General features: G+C 63.9%; 15 protein-coding genes. 6 read left to right on the top strand and 9 right to left on the bottom strand.

Features of this window, described 5'->3' with window-relative positions; genetic code table 11:
* Position 1: 1 nt before the first annotated feature.
* Positions 2-1,498, bottom strand: coding sequence for an FAD-linked oxidase C-terminal domain-containing protein (locus B9A15_RS12335; protein WP_084410380.1), 1,497 nt, complete (start codon positions 1,496-1,498; stop codon positions 2-4).
* A 668-nt stretch (positions 1,499-2,166) separates the two neighbouring features.
* Between B9A15_RS12335 and B9A15_RS12330 the strand changes: the two genes are divergently transcribed.
* Positions 2,167-2,919, top strand: a complete 753-nt coding sequence (locus tag B9A15_RS12330; protein ID WP_084410379.1) for a hypothetical protein — start codon at positions 2,167-2,169, stop codon at positions 2,917-2,919.
* Between the two features lie 306 nt (positions 2,920-3,225).
* On the opposite strand, the gene B9A15_RS12325 is transcribed toward B9A15_RS12330, so the two are convergent.
* The gene (locus B9A15_RS12325; protein ID WP_084410378.1) at positions 3,226-4,527 is read right to left on the bottom strand and encodes a DUF3422 family protein; all 1,302 of its coding nucleotides are present in this window, start codon (positions 4,525-4,527) and stop codon (positions 3,226-3,228) included.
* 190 nt (positions 4,528-4,717) lie between these two features.
* Between B9A15_RS12325 and B9A15_RS12320 the strand changes: the two genes are divergently transcribed.
* The 3 genes from B9A15_RS12320 to B9A15_RS12310 all read left to right on the top strand — a co-directional run bounded on the left by B9A15_RS12320 (position 4,718) and on the right by B9A15_RS12310 (position 6,839).
* The gene (locus B9A15_RS12320; RefSeq protein ID WP_244556931.1) at positions 4,718-5,524 is read left to right on the top strand and encodes a (Fe-S)-binding protein; all 807 of its coding nucleotides are present in this window, start codon (positions 4,718-4,720) and stop codon (positions 5,522-5,524) included.
* Positions 5,521-6,066: an O-acetyl-ADP-ribose deacetylase gene (locus tag B9A15_RS12315; protein ID WP_084410376.1), complete on the top strand. Its 546-nt coding sequence runs from the start codon at positions 5,521-5,523 to the stop codon at positions 6,064-6,066. Before B9A15_RS12320 ends, B9A15_RS12315 begins: the two co-directional genes overlap by 4 nt.
* 146 nt (positions 6,067-6,212) lie before the next feature.
* On the top strand, positions 6,213-6,839 hold the full coding sequence (locus B9A15_RS12310; protein ID WP_084410375.1) for a glutathione S-transferase family protein: 627 nt from the start codon (positions 6,213-6,215) through the stop codon (positions 6,837-6,839).
* Here B9A15_RS12310 and B9A15_RS12305 read toward each other — a convergent pair whose 3' ends face one another.
* Genes B9A15_RS12305 through metX form a run of 4 tightly spaced genes read right to left on the bottom strand, consistent with a single transcriptional unit; the run spans position 6,840 to position 10,868 of the window.
* Entirely contained in the window at positions 6,840-7,487 is a 648-nt protein-coding gene (locus tag B9A15_RS12305) for a response regulator transcription factor (protein ID WP_084410374.1), read from the bottom strand. It abuts the gene before it with no gap.
* Between the two features lie 40 nt (positions 7,488-7,527).
* The gene (locus B9A15_RS12300) at positions 7,528-9,012 is read right to left on the bottom strand and encodes a sensor histidine kinase (RefSeq protein ID WP_244556930.1); all 1,485 of its coding nucleotides are present in this window, start codon (positions 9,010-9,012) and stop codon (positions 7,528-7,530) included.
* Positions 9,013-9,024: 12 nt separating this feature from the next.
* Positions 9,025-9,678, bottom strand: a complete 654-nt coding sequence (gene metW, locus B9A15_RS12295) for a methionine biosynthesis protein MetW (RefSeq protein ID WP_084410373.1) — start codon at positions 9,676-9,678, stop codon at positions 9,025-9,027.
* Positions 9,675-10,868: a homoserine O-acetyltransferase MetX gene (metX, locus tag B9A15_RS12290; protein WP_084410372.1), complete on the bottom strand. Its 1,194-nt coding sequence runs from the start codon at positions 10,866-10,868 to the stop codon at positions 9,675-9,677. The genes metW and metX overlap by 4 nt, the downstream gene beginning before the upstream one ends.
* Positions 10,869-11,152: 284 nt before the next feature.
* Here metX and B9A15_RS12285 point away from each other — a divergent pair, with 284 nt between their 5' ends.
* On the top strand, positions 11,153-12,562 hold the full coding sequence (locus B9A15_RS12285; protein WP_084410436.1) for an L-serine ammonia-lyase: 1,410 nt from the start codon (positions 11,153-11,155) through the stop codon (positions 12,560-12,562).
* A gap of 24 nt (positions 12,563-12,586) precedes the next feature.
* Here B9A15_RS12285 and argB read toward each other — a convergent pair whose 3' ends face one another.
* Together argB and B9A15_RS12270 are read right to left on the bottom strand one after the other, a co-directional pair.
* Positions 12,587-13,486, bottom strand: a complete 900-nt coding sequence (gene argB / locus B9A15_RS12280; protein WP_244556929.1) for an acetylglutamate kinase — start codon at positions 13,484-13,486, stop codon at positions 12,587-12,589.
* A gap of 219 nt (positions 13,487-13,705) precedes the next feature.
* The gene (locus B9A15_RS12270) at positions 13,706-13,957 is read right to left on the bottom strand and encodes a type II toxin-antitoxin system VapB family antitoxin (RefSeq protein WP_170923280.1); all 252 of its coding nucleotides are present in this window, start codon (positions 13,955-13,957) and stop codon (positions 13,706-13,708) included.
* Between the two features lie 179 nt (positions 13,958-14,136).
* Here B9A15_RS12270 and B9A15_RS12265 point away from each other — a divergent pair, with 179 nt between their 5' ends.
* Positions 14,137-14,715: a histidine phosphatase family protein gene (locus B9A15_RS12265; RefSeq protein ID WP_244556928.1), complete on the top strand. Its 579-nt coding sequence runs from the start codon at positions 14,137-14,139 to the stop codon at positions 14,713-14,715.
* 18 nt (positions 14,716-14,733) lie between these two features.
* Here the strand turns inward: B9A15_RS12265 and B9A15_RS12260 are convergent, their stop codons facing one another.
* Positions 14,734-15,819 carry an endonuclease/exonuclease/phosphatase family protein gene (locus B9A15_RS12260; RefSeq protein ID WP_084410369.1) on the bottom strand — a complete coding sequence of 362 codons (1,086 nt, stop codon included), beginning with the start codon at positions 15,817-15,819 and terminating at the stop codon, positions 14,734-14,736.
* Position 15,820 lies beyond the last annotated feature (1 nt).

The following is a 15,820-nucleotide window of genomic DNA, read 5'->3' as shown; positions in this document are numbered from 1 at the left end:
CCTAAAACCTCGGCAGATCCGGAAAGGCCACCTGGCCCTTATGAACATGCATGCGCCCCAATTCGGCGCAGCGATGAAGCGTCGGGAACACCTTGCCGGGATTGAGAAGATGTTTGGCGTCGAAGGCGCATTTCACCCGCTGCTGATGCTTCAGGTCATCCTCACCGAACATTTCCGGCATGAGGTCGCGCTTTTCCACGCCCACCCCATGCTCACCGGTCAGAACGCCGCCCACCGCCACGCAAAGACGCAGGATGTCGTTGCCAAATTCCTCCGCACGATGAAGTTCACCCTCCTTGTTCGCGTCATAGAGGATGAGAGGGTGGAGATTGCCGTCGCCGGCATGGAAGACATTGGCGACCCTGAGATCATATTTCTCCGACAGCGCCTTCATGCCGGCCAGCACCTTCGGCAGTTCCTTTCGCGGGATCGTGCCGTCCATGCAGTAATAGTCCGGCGAGATGCGCCCAACGGCGGGGAAGGCGGCCTTGCGCCCGGCCCAGAAGGCGGCGCGCTCGTCCTCCGATTGGGAGACGCGGCAGGTGACCGCGCCATTCGTGTTGCCGATCGCCTCCACCTCGGCAAGAAGATGATCGACCTCGGCTTGTGGCCCGTCGAGCTCGACGATGAGAAGCGCCTCGACATCGCGCGGATAGCCGGCCTGAACGAAATCCTCCGCCGCATGGATCGCCGGCCGGTCCATCATCTCCATGCCGCCGGGAATGATGCCCTTGGCGATGATCTCGGCGACGCATTCGCCCGCCTGTTCCGAGGTCGGAAAGCCGATGAGCACGGCCCGCGCCGTTTCGGGCTTCTGGAGAATGCGAACGGTGACCTCGGTGACGACGCCCAAAAGGCCTTCGGAGCCGGTCATGAGGCCCAGAAGATCGTAGCCGCCTTCGGCGTCGAGATGCTTGCCGCCGAGGCGCATCACCTCGCCCTCGATGGTGACGAATTCGATACCGAGGACGTTGTTCGCCGTCAGCCCATATTTGAGGCAGTGAACGCCGCCTGAATTCTCCGCGACATTGCCGCCGATCGAACAGGCGATCTGAGAGGAGGGATCCGGGGCGTAATAGAAGCCGCGATGCTCGACGGCCTTGGTGATGCCGAGATTGGTGACCCCCGGCTGCACGACCGCGGAGCGATTGTCGTAATCGATCTCGAGGACGCGGTTGAACTTCGACAGGACGAGGAGGACGCCATCCTGAAGTGGCAAAGCGCCGCCCGACAGAGAGGTGCCGGCACCTCGCGGGACGACCGGAATGTCGTTTCGGTGGCAATAGGCGAGAACCCGCGAGACCTGATCGACCGTGTCGGGCAGGACCACGACGAGCGGCAGTTGCCGATAGGCGGTGAGGCCGTCGGTCTCGAAGGCACGCATTTCGTCGGTCGCGTCGACCACGCCTTCGCCGGGCACGATCGCCTGAAGGGCCGAGACGATTTCGTCACGGCGATCGAGAACCGCCTCAGAGGGCTTCGGCATCGCGACGGACATTGTTACCTCCTTCGAAGCATCATGGCGAAAGGCCGCTTGGCTTCGTCATGATGCGACAGATCTCAATTCGGCTCGGCGCGAAAGGCGGGAGCCATTACGTCTCAACGACCGTTCTGATCGCTCGTCTAAACGTCTCGTCACCCATTTCGACGTCTCGTCCGGCCTGCCGCCGAATGAAATCGATGCCGAGCCATGATGAAACAGGACCGCAGCTTAGCTGACAATGCGACGAAATTCTCGATACGCGTTGACAAGACTTCGATCGGTCCGAGTGGTTGCGACTTCTCTTATGACATACGCGCCTTGGAACGGCCGGATGCCACCCAAAGGCCGATGCGAGCATGCCTGAACGGAAAGCCGGCCAGCCGTGGATCGTTTCAGCTTCATGAAGCGATGACCCGATCGGCGAGAGCTGAACGCGTCAGAAGCCGACTGGGGTGCCTCATCGTCGCAAGTTCTTAGTATGTCAGTAAAACAATATCTATTGTGATTTTTGCATAAGTTATTGGAATATATCGGAATACAGCTTCAAGAAATTGTCATGTTTTAGAGAGATGGATAGAATTTCGCCAATGGCTTGGATATAGGCTGCCACTTGTCGATCAGTGATCCGCGCTTTTCGGCGGATAGAGTGATCATTGTTTCAGAACGAAGGAGACTCAGACGATATGATCAGCTCGATCGCCATAGGAACGCTGAAGTCGTCTGGTTCCACGACGCTTGCTCTCATGATCGCCAGTGTCGTGGCGCGCAGCGAGCGGCCGGTCGTTCTTCTGGATGCGGCGCCGGACCCCGACCTTCATCTTTGGGCGCGCAAGGGATTTGGAACGTCCGACCTGAAGGTGAAGCGCGTCGAGAGGCCGAAGGATCTCGCCGACATGGTGGAGGATGCGCGCCGAAGGGAGCGTTGCGTCGTCGTCGATGCCGGACGTGAGGCCGCGACGATCGAGCGCGCGGCGGCGATCTGCGATCGTTTCGCCGTTCCGGTCCGCCTGTCTCCGGCCTCCGCGATCGCCGCGATCGGAACGGATCGGTTGCTCGATGGCTTGAAGGGGCGCGGCGGCGATCGGGCTCGGCGCATCTTCGTCGCCAATGGCGTTACTCCCATTCCGAGCCGTGTCGCCCGTGCGGTCGAGGCGATCGTCGCAAGTTCGGCAACGCCGCGCCTGCCCATCGGTCTCGGGCTCCGCGCCGCCTATGAGGCGCCGTTTCTGGGCGGCGGCACGCTTTTCGACCTGATGGACGAGGAGGCGCCCGGCCTTGCCCGCGCCCAAAGCGAAGCCTTCGAACTCACCGCCGCTCTCGGCCTTGTCAGCACGGTTCGGCCGGCAAGCCTCGCCGCATCCAACCGGCCATCGCGGAGCGAGACGCTGCCCGCCCGCCCGAGTGCTGCGCGATCGACTCCCGCTTTCGTGCGCTAGGTCGTCCGCAGGCGTCGAAAGCAGGCATTCGCCCTCAACGTTTCGTCATCCTCATGGCGCAGCCATAAGGACCTATGCCATCCCCTTCGATGTCGTCATTCGGTTGCTGAAGAACGGGCCGCGGACCGCGATGGTTCTTGGCTGTGAGACTTGTTGAGCCATGGGTCCCTGGCCCTATCGGGCCGAGGATGACGATGCGTATGAGTTGGCGCTCGCATGATCACCGCGTGGGAGGCCGATGCGCCGTCAAGGCACGGAAATCTGACCGTATTCCGAGTGCTTGACTGCCATCGGGCGCCCTTCGCATCACTCCTCGCGGATCTTTGTCGGTTCGGCGTGATGCCGGCGGATGCGGCGGGTGATGAGCCAGACGCCAATAAGAGCAATCGGTACAAAGCCGGCGGTGAGCGTCGTCGCGGAGATCGGAAAGCCCTCGTGGTCGAGCGCTTTCGCCAGATAGCCGAACAGGCCGACGACGTAATAGCCGATTGCGGCGACCGACAGGCCTTCGACGGTCTGTTGTAGCCGCAATTGCAGCCGCGCGCGCCTGTCCATCGAGGCCAAGAGATCGCGGTTTTGATGTTCGAGCTCGACGTCGATGCGGGTGCGCAGGAGATTGGCGGCGCGCGACAGCTTCTCCGACAGGTTGGCGAGCCGCTCGTCGAGCGCCCGGCAGGTGCGCATGGCCGGCGCCATGCGGCGCTTCAAGAAGGCGCTCCAGCTTTCCTGGCCGGTGACGGGCTGCTCGGAAACGGCGGCGAGGCGCTCTCGCACGATGTCGTCATAGGCCCGGCTCGCGCCGAAGCGGTAGAGGATGCGCGCCGCCGTCGCCTCGACCTCGGCGGCCGCCAGCGTGATGTCCTGGAGAAGCTGTCGGCTGTCCTCCTCGCCGCCCTTCATCTCGTCCGTGATGCGCACCAGGCTTTGTTCCAATCCGTGGACCGTCGGGCCGATCGCATGGGCCAGCGGCAGGCCGAGAAGGGCGAGGGTGCGATAGATTTCGATCTCGACGAGGCGCATGGCGAGTGAGCCGGCCCTGGCCGGCGTCAGCCCCTCGCTCAAGACCAGCATGCGCGTCAGCCCGTCGCCGTCCTGGCGAAAATCGGTCGCGGCATGGGCGAGGCCGCCTTCCATGATCGAATAGCAGAAGCTCGTCTTGTCGAAGATTTCGAGGGCCGCCCGGCCGCTCTCGTCATTCGGCCGCAGCTCCAGATGAACGCCTGCGATCATCGGGCCGGGCGCCTCGAATTCGGCGCCGAAGGGATGGCCCTCGACGGTCTGACCGAACTTCTCCGGTGTCGGCCCCTCCCAGGAATAGGTGGAGAATTCCGTGTGGCGCTCCCAGCGGACCCGGCCCTTGCCGAAGACAAAGGAATGGGTGCGCGCATCGGCGGAGGGGGGCGGAACGCCTTGGCGGATCGAAAGGTCGCAGAGAATGCGGTGATCGGTCTTGCCGCCATCCTCATGCATGAAGGCAAGCATAATGATGGCTTTCGGCAGTTTCAGGAGGGGAAAGGGCCGGGCATGGATCTCGCCGAGCACCGAAGCGCGGCGCTGGTCGGTTGGAAAGCGCTCGCGGCTCGCTTTGTTCAGACTTCTCTCGGTCATGACATTTTCTCCCCCCGCCGTCTTAAACTTCGACGGCGCGTCACTTGCTAATCCATTCGGCCGGCTGGGCGAAGGGGCATGAATGAGGATTTGCACTCAGGTCTCGAAAGCGCCAATCTCAAAGCATGTTAGAAATGTTCGAACCGGGGAACCTCCGGTTCGCATGCATCCCTTCGAGAGTGATCACCCCTTGTCCACCCATTCCCCGTCATCCGCCGAAAGCCGCCAAGCTGCCGATTCGGCGCGGCCTCATGTGGCGCTGTTCGTTACCTGTCTCGTCGATCTCTTCCGCCCCTCGGTCGGCTTTGCGGCGCTGAAGCTTCTGGAAGAGGCAGGCTGCGAGGTGAGCGTGCCTCAAAGTCAGACCTGTTGCGGCCAGCCGGCCTATAATTCCGGTGACCGAGCTGACACGGCGGCGATCGCCAAGGCGACCATCGAGGCCTTTGAGGGGTTCGACTATGTGGTGGCGCCATCGGGGTCCTGCGGCGCCATGCTGAAGATGCATTATCCGGAGCTCCTCGGCGACGATCCGCAATGGGGCCCGCGTGCTAGAGCCTTTTCGAAGAAGGTCTTCGAGCTCGTCAGTTTCCTTGCCGATATCCGCGGGCTCACCCATGTGGACGCCGCCTTCGCGGGCACGGTCACCTATCACGATTCCTGTTCGGGTCTTCGAGAGCTCGGCATTCGCGAACAGCCGCGCCGCCTGCTCAAATCGGTCGAGGGACTGACCCTGAAGGAACTGCCCGATGCCGATGTCTGCTGCGGTTTCGGCGGCACCTTCTGCGTCAAATATCCCGACATCTCCAACGCCATGGTGACGAAGAAGGCCAAGCGCATCGGCGAGACCGGCGCCGAGATGCTGCTGGCCGGCGATCTCGGCTGCCTGATGAACATGGACGGCAAGATGAAGCGCGAGGGGCGGAAGGTGGAAGTGCGCCATGTGGCCGAGATCCTCGCCGGCATGACCGAAGCGCCGCCGATCGGGGGCAAGGCATGACGGCACTGACCAGCATCGAGCGGGCCGGAACGGTCATCAGCGTGATCGTCGGCGACATTACGACCCTTGAAGTGGATGCGATCGTCAATGCCGCCAATCAGGGTCTTGCCGGCGGCGGCGGGGTCGATGGCGCGATCCACCGGGCGGCCGGCGCGCAGAAACTTCAGGCGGCCTGCCGCGCGATCGGGGGCTGCCCAACCGGCGAGGCCCGCATCACCGACGGTTTTGATCTACCGGCCCGGTTCATCATTCACGCCGTCGGCCCGCGCTGGCGGGACGGCACCAAAGGTGAGGACGATCTCCTTGCCGGCGCCTATCGTCATTCCTTCACTTTAGCGGCCGACAACCAAGTCGCCTCGATCGCCTTTCCGGCGATTTCGACAGGGATCTATGGTTTTCCCAAGGACCGAGCCGCCGCGATCGCGGTCCGCGAGGCGCTGAATGCGGCTGGCGGCGATCTTGTCGAGATCGTGTTGTGTTGCTTTTCCGAAAGCGATGCGGCGATTTATGCGACAGCGCTCGACGACGCAGCCGGGACTTAAAGAATGATGCCGAAAAGTTGCACGACTTTTCGAAAACATCACGCAGCAAAACAAAGAGTTAGAGCAAAATCGCGAGTCCGATTGATCGCATTTGGCTCTCATGTCGGTGGGAGCCGTCCCAGTCCCCTGGAAAGAAGGCTCCCAGCATGATCCTTATCGGCCAATTCGATTCGCCCTTCGTGCGCCGCGTCGGCATCGCCATGACGCTTTACGAGATGGCGTTCGAGCACAGGCCCTGGTCGGTGTTCGGGGATGGCGAACAGATCGCGGCCTATAATCCCTTGCGCCGGGTGCCGACGCTCGTTCTGGGTGACGGAACGGCCCTGATCGAGAGCGCTACGATCCTTCTTCATCTCGACGAAGAGGTCGGGCCGGAGCGCGCCTTGATCGCCGAACGAGGCGAAACGCGGCGCGATCACTTGCGGCTTTCGGCTCTTGCCATGGGCCTTTGCGACAAGCTGGTCGCGCTGATCTATGAGCGGGCGCTTCACGAGACGGTATCGGAGGTCTGGACTCAGCGTTGCGAGGCGCAGGTGGCGGATGTGCTGGCCGTTCTTGAAGCCGAGCGCTCGAAGGTCGAGGCGGCCTATCTGTTCGGCGAGACGCCTGGCCATGCCGATATCGCGCTCGCTTGCGCCTTCCGCTTTCTGACCGACGCGCATCCGGCGATCCGGGCAAGAGACGAATGGCCGGCGCTGGCTGCCCATATGGCGGCTTGCGAGACGGTGCCGGCTTTCTCGGCGATTTCGCAGCCCTTCATTCCGCCGGCTTGATCAGTCCCGCTCCTCGGCGAGTCGGGCTTGAAGCATCCGCCCGCCGCGGGTCTCCAGGGCAAAGCGGACGAGGTCGGCGGTGCGCTCCATGCCGAGCTTTTCCTTGAGCCGCGTCGCGGTGTTGGCGGCGGTCTTATAGGCGATGCCGAGCCCGCTCGCGATGTCGCCGAGGCTTTTTCCCTCGCCCAGCATCTGCAGGATCTGCAATTCGCGCCGCGTCAATTGATCGAGACCACCGGGGCTCGCCTGCGCCTCCATCAAAGCCTCGGTCTCCGAATCCGTGAAGCGTTCGTTCTTCAAGGCCTTCTCGACGGCGGTGAGAAGCTCGTCCGACGGCGCGCTCTTGGCCACGTAGCCAAGCGCGCCTTCACGCCGTGCCGAGGCCGCATAGGCGATGTCGGAATACATGGAGAAGACGACGATTTTGGCGCTCGGCGTGTCTGCCTTCAGCCGGCGCAGCACTTCCAACCCGCTGCCATTTTTCAGATTGATGTCGAGAATGGTAACGTCGGGTTTGAGACGACGAAAGGCGTCGAGGGCCTCGGCCGGGGTTTCCGCCTCGCCGATCTCCGTCACGTCGAGCGTCTCAACCAGACGCTTCACGCCGTCGCGCACGACGGTATGATCATCGACGATGAGGATCTTCATCCTGCCTTCTCCCTGTCCTCAGCCGTCCAAAAATCGCTTCTCAAGCGCCGCCCGGTGATTCGATTCCGTCCTCGTGAAGAGGTATGCGCCCTTCGACGCGAACGCCAGCGGGGATCGGCACCTGATCGATGCGCAACGCTCCGCCGGCCGCTTCCAGCCGCTCGCGCATGCCGACGATCCCCATGCCGCCCATCGACGTCTCCCGGGCAAAGCCGCCGCCATCGTCGGTGACGGTGAAGACGAGGGCGCGCCCAGCCTCCGCGTCATCCTCATTGAGAACAAGGCGGATCGTGATGCGCTTCGGGGTGCCGTGTTTCAGGGCATTGTTCACTGCCTCGCGGATCGCTCGGAACAAGGTCATTTCGACCGGCGGCGGATAGCTGCCGTCCAGCGCGTCGACTTTGAACTCTGTCTCCGGATGGCGCTGGGCAAGGGTCGAGACGTGATCCTCGACCGCCGCCTTGAGGCCGAGCCCCGGCATGACGCCGGGTCTCAGATCGGCAAGGATGCGCCGCACGGCGCGCCGAGCTTCCAGTGCGCTCGACCGGATCGCCGCCACCCGGTCGCTCACCATGGGCGCGGCATCGGCGGGAAGTTTGCGGGCGATCGCGCCGGCCTCCACATCAATGGCGAAGAGAAGCGGGCCGACATCGTCGTGAAGATCGCGGGCGAGCGAGGCGCGCTCTTCGTCTTGCAGCCTTTGCAGCTGCTCCGACAAGCGCCGATTGGCGATCGAGGCTTCGGCGAGCCGGTCGACCATCTGGTTGAGCCCTTCAGCCAGCGCCCGCATTTCCGGCGGCCCCCTCGGCGTGACATGGGCCCCCGTATCGCCCGCCCCGATCCGGCCGAAGGCGGAGCGAATGTCTTCCACCGGCGACAGGGCCCGCTCGACCACGATCCAGATGACGGCGAAGGTGACGAGAACGAAGGCGACGAGAATGCCGAGCGCATAGAAGAGATCGCCCCATGTCTCGGCGATCTCGTTGCGCGGGTCGATCGCGACGACGACGGCGGTGATGGGCGCGGCGAGGCCTGAGAGCGGGATGATCCGGGTGGCCGGGCGGGGGGCGAGAAGGGAGACGAACCATTCGGGCAGGCCGCGATAGTCCTCGGCCGGCTGAGAGCTGTCTCTGACGGCACCGACGGAATCGATCAGCATGATCTGAACGTCGCGGTCGCCATTATAGGCCCGCACGAAACCCTGAAGCTGGCCGGGAATGTCGCGCGAGGCGGGGAGTTCGGCCAGAAGCTGGGCCACGCGATTGGTGGCGACCGTCCGAGACGAGGCGAGCTCCTCGGCGATGGAGCCGCGAGCCTGTTCCGTCGCCAGCGTGCCGCCAATGGCGAGAATGCCGAGAAAGGCGATCGAAAGGGTCAGCGCCAGCCGCGTGCGCAGGGCGAGCGGCGGCACGATGCGCCAGAGGCGGTCTGACGCTGCACGACCGATCTGAGACAACCGGCCGGCGGAAAAGCAGTCGAAACGTCCGGGCTTGGCCGAACCGCCGTCTCGCGCGTCGCTTGACACCGCCAAGGTCCTTCAGCGCCGCAAGACGAAGACCGCCTGCTGGCCGAAGAGGTTCCAGAAGGCCCAGGGCATGGTCATCGCCATCTTCTGCCCCGTCGCATTGATCGCCTCGGCCGTCTCCACCGTCGCGCCGATCTCATTGGCGAGTTCGACGAAGTCGCGGATCGTGCAGAAATGGATGTTCGGCGTGTCGTACCAGGCCTGGGGCAGGTTCTTGGTCACCGGCATGCGGCCGCGAAGCATCAAGGAGGCGCGGATCGAGACATGACCGAAATTCGGGAAGGAGACGATCGCCCGCTTGCCGATACGTAAGAGTTCCGCGAGCACGGTCTTCGGATTGCGCGTCGCCTGGATCGTCTGGGAGAGGATCACATAGTCGAAGGAGTCGTCCGGATAATGGACGAGGTCGCGATCGGCATCGCCCTGGATCACCGACAGGCCACGCGCCACGCATTCGTTGACGCCGGCTTGCGAAAGCTCGACGCCGCGCCCGTCCACCTGACGCCTTCGCTGCAGGAGTTCGAGCAGCGCGCCGTCGCCGCAGCCGACATCGAGCACACGGCTTCCCGGCGCGACGAGGTCGGCGATGATATCGAGATCGACACGCGTGCCGGCGCCGCTCGCGACCGTCTCGCTGGTCGGGCGTGGATCGCTATGGACGCTCATCGGGCAAGCCCCCTCGCTCGGGCGGCGGCGGAGATGAAGCCGTCGATCGCCCGGAAGAACTCGGGTTCCTCCAAAAGGAAGGAATCATGGCCTCGGTCGGTCTCCACCTCGACGAAGGAAACGGAAGCGGCGGCTGCGTTCAACGCATGGACGATCGCTCGGCTTTCCTCCGTCGGAAACAGCCAGTCGGAGGAGAAGGAGACGAGACAGAAGCGCGTCTTCGATCCCTTGAAGGCATTGGCGAGGCGGCCGTCATAATCGGCAGCGATGTCGAAATAATCCATCGCCCGGGTCATGTAGAGATAGGAATTGGCGTCGAAGCGATCGACAAAGGTCATGCCCTGATGCCGAAGATAGCTTTCGATCTGGAACTCGGCGTCGAATTTGAAGCCGAGCTGCTCGCGGTTCTGGAGATTGCGGCCGAATTTGCGATGCAGCGCCTGTTCCGAAAGATAGGTGACATGCGCCGTCATCCGCGCGACCGCAAGACCCTTGGTCGGACGCGTGCCCTCTTCGTAATAGCGCCCATGATGCCATTCGGGATCGGCCATCACCGCCTGGCGCCCGACCTCGTGAAAGGCGATGTTCTGGGAGGAATGGCGTGCGCCGGTGGCGATCGGGACGGCGGCGAAGACCTTGTCCGGATAGCTGACGGTCCATTCCAGAACCTGCATGCCGCCCATGGAACCGCCGACAACCGCAAAGAGCGTGTCGATGCCGAAGCGGTCGACCAGCATCTTCTGGGCACGCACCATGTCACGAATGGTGATGACGGGCAGTTCGAGGCCGTAGGGCTTGCCGGTCTCCGGCTTGATCGAGGCCGGACCCGTCGTGCCCATGCAGCCGCCGACAACATTGGAGCAGATGACGAAATATTTGTCCGTGTCGACGGGCTTGCCGGGGCCGATGATCGAGGACCACCAGCCGGGCTTGCCGGTGACCGGCGAAGGGCTCGCGCAGTAATGATCGCCGGTCAGCGCATGGCAGACGAGGATCGCGTTCGACTTGTCGGCATTGAGCTCGCCATAGGTGTTGTAGGCGATGCGAAAGGGCGAGAGGTCGAGGCCGGCGTCGAGATGCAGGGGCTCGTTCGCGCCGAATTCGGCGACGGGGCTCGACGGATTATAGACCTCGCGATTGCCGGCGGCGTGAACGAGATCGTCATAGACTTTGGCGGCGGCGTCGGTCATCGGCGGTCGGGCTTGCCTTTCGGAACTGTCATCGACGAAAGGGAAGCGCCTGAAACTTGCGTCGCATGCGCCGGCCCATCCGGGGAAGTGGCTTGACATAAGCCTTGCGGACGTCCGGGGCAATCGCGGGGGCGAGGGACGAGAAAAGCGCTTCCGTCTCACGCGCCCTATGCGAGGAAGCCGGCGACGAGGTCGCTGTTGTCCCCGAGACCGTCGCCATTTTTCTGGAAACCGCCGCGCGCTTGGGTCAAGGTCGTCCGACGCCGTCCTGGGATCCCATGTTCATGTTCATCAGCGTCTTCGACATCTTCAAGATCGGCATCGGTCCGTCGAGCTCCCACACGATCGGGCCGATGGTCGCTGCCGGGCGCTTTCTCGAAGCGCTGCGCGAGAATGCAGCGGCGGGCGGCGCGCAGCCTGTCGCCCTGCGCGCGCGGCTTCACGGCTCGCTCGCCTGGACCGGGCGGGGCCATGCGAGCGATCGCGCCGTCGCCCTCGGCCTTCTCGGCGAGCGGCCGGATCGCCTCGACCCGGATGCGGTCGACCCCTTGATGGCGCAGCTCGCCGAAGAGCGTCATGTGACGGTCGAAGGCCTGGGGCGGCTTGCCTTCGATCCGGCGGAGGATCTGGTTCTCGATTTCGGCGAGCCGCTTCCCGGTCACGCCAACGGCATGGCCTTCGAAGCGCTGGATGCTGCCGGCGCCGTTCTTCTGAGATCCGTCTATTATTCGATCGGCGGCGGCTTCGTCGCGAGCGAGGCCGAGTTGGAGTCCGCCCGCGAGCGCAAACAGGGCGGGCTCGAAGAGGAAAAGCGCAGTCTCGGCTATCCCTATCCGTTCGGAACATCGGACGAGATGCTCGTCATGGGGCGCGAAAGCGGGCTCACCATCGCGGCGATGAAGCGGGCGAATGAAGAGGTGCATCTGTCCCGGCCCGAGCTCGATGAGAGGCTCGACGCGATCTGGGCGGCGATGGACGGCTGTATCGACCGGGGCCTGCAGATGGAGGGCTGCCTGCCGGGTGGGCTCAAGGTCAAGCGCCGCGCGAAAGCGATCTTCGAGCGGCTGGAGCGCGACCGGGGCCGCAATATGAGCCAGCCCCATGTGGTGAACGACTGGCTCTCGGTCTACGCAATGGCGGTCAACGAGGAGAATGCGGCGGGCGGGCGCGTCGTCACCTCGCCGACCAATGGCGCGGCGGGCGTCGTGCCGGCCGTCATTCGCTATTATCGCGACCAATGCGTCGGCGCGACGGGGCAGGGCATCCGCGACTTTCTTCTGGCCGCTGCCGGCATCGGCGCCCTGATCAAGCACAATGCCTCGATCTCGGGGGCCGAAGTCGGCTGCCAGGGCGAGGTCGGCTCGGCCTCGGCCATGGCGGCGGCGGGTCTGTGCGCCGCGCTCGGCGGCACCAACGAGCAGGTGGAGAACGCCGCCGAGATCGCGCTGGAACACCATCTCGGCATGACCTGCGATCCCGTCGGCGGGCTCGTCCAGGTGCCCTGCATCGAACGCAACGGCTTCGGCGCGATCAAGGCGGTCTCGGCCGCTTCGCTCGCGCTCCATGGGGACGGCACCCATTTCATGCCCCTCGACAATTGCATCGAGACCATGCGCCAGACCGGCATGGACATGTCGGAGCGCTACAAGGAGACCTCGCGCGGAGGTCTCGCCGTCAATCTGCCGGAGTGCTGAGCCGTTCGGCTCCCTCCACTGGGCTCAGGGAACGAGCAGCGTGCCCGCGCCGTGCTCGGTGAGGAGTTCGAGCAGGACCGCATGGCGGGTCTTGCCGTTGAGGATGACGACGCCTTCGACGCCGCGCTCAAGCGCTTCGATGCAGGTCTCGACCTTCGGAATCATGCCGCCGGAAATCGTGCCGTCCCGGATGAGCGCCTTGGCGTCGGCGACGGTCAGCTCCTTGATCAGCTCCTTGTTCTTGTCGAGAACGCCCGGAACGTCGGTCAGGAAGAGAAGGCGCGAGGCTTCCAGCGCCCCTGCGATAGCGCCGGCGAAGGTGTCGGCATTGATGTTGTAGGTCGCCCCGTCCCGGCCCGGCGCGACCGGCGCGATGACCGGGATCATCTCCGAGCGGGCGAGAAGGTCCAGCAGCGTGCGGTCCACTTCGACCGGCTCGCCGACAAAGCCGAGATCGAGCACGCGTTCGATATTCGATTCGGCGTCGAGAACGGTCTTCTTGGCCTTTTCCGCAAAGACCATGTTGCCGTCCTTGCCGCACAGGCCGATCGCCCATTCGCCCTCGGCATTGATCATGGCGACGATCTCTTTGTTGATCGAACCGGCCAGAACCATTTCGACGATGCGCACGGTTTCGGCGTCGGTGACGCGCAAGCCGCCCTCGAAGCGCGACTCGATACCCATCTGGGACAGCATGCGGCCAATCTGGGGGCCACCGCCATGGACCACGATCGGATTGACGCCGGACTGCTTCAAAAGCGCGATGTCACGAGCGAAGGCCTGACCGAGATCGGTGTCGCCCATGGCATGGCCGCCATATTTCACGACGACCGTCTTGTTCTCGTATTTCTGCATGAAGGGCAGGGCTTCCGACAGGAGCCGTGCCTGGGTCTCCGCATTATCCGGCATCGTCGTCGCGCTCATGGATGTTCCAAGCCCTCTTCGCTGGCAGCTTCGAGGGGGGCTTCTAGCGCAGAACCTTTGCCCGATGGAACCGGGAAACGGGGTCGGCGGATCTCATCGTGCGACGTTTGACTCCGCGGTGCTGCGTGGCAGCCGATTGAAGGATGGTCGAAGCCCCAGACGCTTCGTCATCCTCGCCCTCGCGGAGAGCGGGTATGGCGACAATCGCCGATGCATCGATCACCACCGGCTGCGAGCCCAAGCTTCGTCGCGAAAGGCTTTCATGTCGAATGTCTCGTCTGTCGGTCCAAGAGCAGCCACGCGTTTCTTCAGTTCGGCGTTCTTTGCTTCGAACCGTTTGATGAGCTTCGCTCGCTCCATCTCTCGTTCGATCGCCCAACGTATGGCAGCGGTTCCGTCCGCCTGTCCCGTTAATCTGCGCATTTCCTCGATCAATCGTTCGAGTGGCGGATCATCGATCGTAATGGTCATTCGCGGGTCATCCATTGGAAGTGGGCTTGGTCGAGCGCCAAGGCCACTCGATTTTCATCTAATGTCGGGATTTCGTCCAGCAGGACGCCATAGCTCACCAAATCGTTCTCACAGTGTCTCTGGCGCTCGCGGGGAAAAGACGCAGCTTTCCCATCCAGACTTTCGGAAGGACCGCCGCCGTGACCCGCATTCTGAACCATTTCGCCGCGCTTTTTTGCGCTGTGGTTTTCATCACTGCCTCCCTTGGCAACGGCAAAGCGCAGGACGACCCTTACGCCCTTGCCCGCGAGCCCGGCATCCATCTCCTGATGCGACACGCAATTGCGCCGGGGACCGGCGATCCGGCGAACTTTGAACTCGGCGATTGTTCGACCCAGCGAAACCTCTCCGACGAAGGGCGGCGCCAGGCCGAGGCGATCGGGGCGCGGCTGAAGGACAATGGCGTGCCGATCGACGTGGTTCTGACCAGCCAATGGTGCCGCTCGCGCGATACCGCCGATCGTCTCTCCGTCGCGCCGGTGGAGGACGCGCCCTTTCTCAATTCGTTCTTCCGCGATCGCGGATCGGCCGATGCGCAGACGCAAGACGCCTTGGCGCGGATCGAGGCGCTCGATGCGGCTGGAGAAAAGGCGGTCCTCGTCACTCATCAGGTCAACATCACCGCGCTCACCGACGTCTTCCCGCGCTCGGGCGAGATCATCCTCGTCTCGCGCAACGAGAATGGTGACCTCGAAAGCCGAGGGCGCATCACGCCTTGACGGTGGGTGGTCCGACCGTCAGCCCTTCGAGGCCAAGTCAGCGATGAAGAGGCGGATAAGCACAGGCAGATGGTCGGAGCCTGTGGCGGGCAATGTCTTTGCTTCCGAGACGCTCACGCCTTCCGAGACGAGGACATTGTCGATCGACAGGCCGGCAAAGCGTTTGAGCCAGGATGGCAGGGCGCTTGGCAGGAAGGTCGGGCCGATGCCGGCGACGGGCCGCGTATCGCTGGCTTTGGCATAGCGGGAGACCGCGGCGCTCCAGGGCGCGGCGTTGAAATCGCCGCCGATGACGAGCGGGCCCGGCAATCGGGCGAGAACGGGCTCCAGGGCTGCGATCTGGTACCAATGGTCATGGGGCCAGGGCCATTTCAGATGTTCCGCGCCGATCGTCAGGCGGCGCCCCTCGTCCAGCGCGATCCGCCTCGCCGCAAAGCCGTCGTCGGGGACGCAGATCGACAGATCGTCGGCAAAAGGGCGCCTGGACAGAATGACCATGCCGCCGACCGGCCGGGCGAGCCCGCAATCGAAGCGATGGGGGTAAAGATCGGCTATGGCCGCAAGGCTCTGGCTCCATCGCGGCGTGACCTCCTCCAGCGTCACGATATCGGCGCCGCTCTCGCGGATCGCCGCGAGCGCTGGCTCGGACACCGCGTCATAGCGTAGATTCATCTGGAGCAATGTGAGCTCTATCCCGCTTGCCGTCGCAGGGATCGATCCGATGGGCGCGGGCGCAACGCCGGCCGCTGTGTTCATGAAGGAAAGGCGGGAGACGTCGTCGACGGGGACCATATAAACGCCCGTCGTCGCGCCCGCGACGATCGCGGCGAGGCTTGCAGCAAGGGCAATGAGCCGCAGGAGAGTTGAGCCGACGACGGCTGCCAGAATGGCGAGGACGAGCGCCGCGAGCGCCAGATGGGCGCGAAAATGGGCGACCGAGTCCAGCGGCTGAAACGCCCCGCCGAAAAGGCTCGCCAGCGCCAGGAGTGCCAGACCCAAGGCCCCGAGCGCGCAGGCGAGGGCAAGAGCGGTGCGCTTCGTCACCCGCACCGGTCGGAACCGGTGGTCCGAGCGCGCCTCTGCTCCGATGCTTTCGCGATCCATC

The organism is Fulvimarina manganoxydans (genome assembly GCF_900176465.1).
GTDB classification, from domain to species: domain Bacteria; phylum Pseudomonadota; class Alphaproteobacteria; order Rhizobiales; family Rhizobiaceae; genus Fulvimarina; species Fulvimarina manganoxydans.
This window is presented reverse-complemented; position numbering and strand designations above follow the sequence as displayed.

Excerpts from the sequence above, each read along its gene's own strand:
- B9A15_RS12335 (WP_084410380.1), bottom strand. The coding sequence starts at position 1,498 with ATGTCCGTCGCGATGCCGAAGCCCTCTGAGGCGGTTCTCGATCGCCGT.
- B9A15_RS12330 (WP_084410379.1), top strand. The coding sequence starts at position 2,167 with ATGATCAGCTCGATCGCCATAGGAACGCTGAAGTCGTCTGGTTCCACG.
- B9A15_RS12325 (WP_084410378.1), bottom strand. The coding sequence starts at position 4,527 with ATGACCGAGAGAAGTCTGAACAAAGCGAGCCGCGAGCGCTTTCCAACC.
- B9A15_RS12315 (WP_084410376.1), top strand. The coding sequence starts at position 5,521 with ATGACGGCACTGACCAGCATCGAGCGGGCCGGAACGGTCATCAGCGTG.
- B9A15_RS12310 (WP_084410375.1), top strand. The coding sequence starts at position 6,213 with ATGATCCTTATCGGCCAATTCGATTCGCCCTTCGTGCGCCGCGTCGGC.
- B9A15_RS12305 (WP_084410374.1), bottom strand. The coding sequence starts at position 7,487 with ATGAAGATCCTCATCGTCGATGATCATACCGTCGTGCGCGACGGCGTG.
- metW (WP_084410373.1), bottom strand. The coding sequence starts at position 9,678 with ATGAGCGTCCATAGCGATCCACGCCCGACCAGCGAGACGGTCGCGAGC.
- metX (WP_084410372.1), bottom strand. The coding sequence starts at position 10,868 with ATGACCGACGCCGCCGCCAAAGTCTATGACGATCTCGTTCACGCCGCC.
- B9A15_RS12285 (WP_084410436.1), top strand. The coding sequence starts at position 11,153 with ATGTTCATCAGCGTCTTCGACATCTTCAAGATCGGCATCGGTCCGTCG.
- argB (WP_244556929.1), bottom strand. The coding sequence starts at position 13,486 with ATGAGCGCGACGACGATGCCGGATAATGCGGAGACCCAGGCACGGCTC.
- B9A15_RS12270 (WP_170923280.1), bottom strand. The coding sequence starts at position 13,957 with ATGACCATTACGATCGATGATCCGCCACTCGAACGATTGATCGAGGAA.
- B9A15_RS12260 (WP_084410369.1), bottom strand. The coding sequence starts at position 15,819 with ATGGATCGCGAAAGCATCGGAGCAGAGGCGCGCTCGGACCACCGGTTC.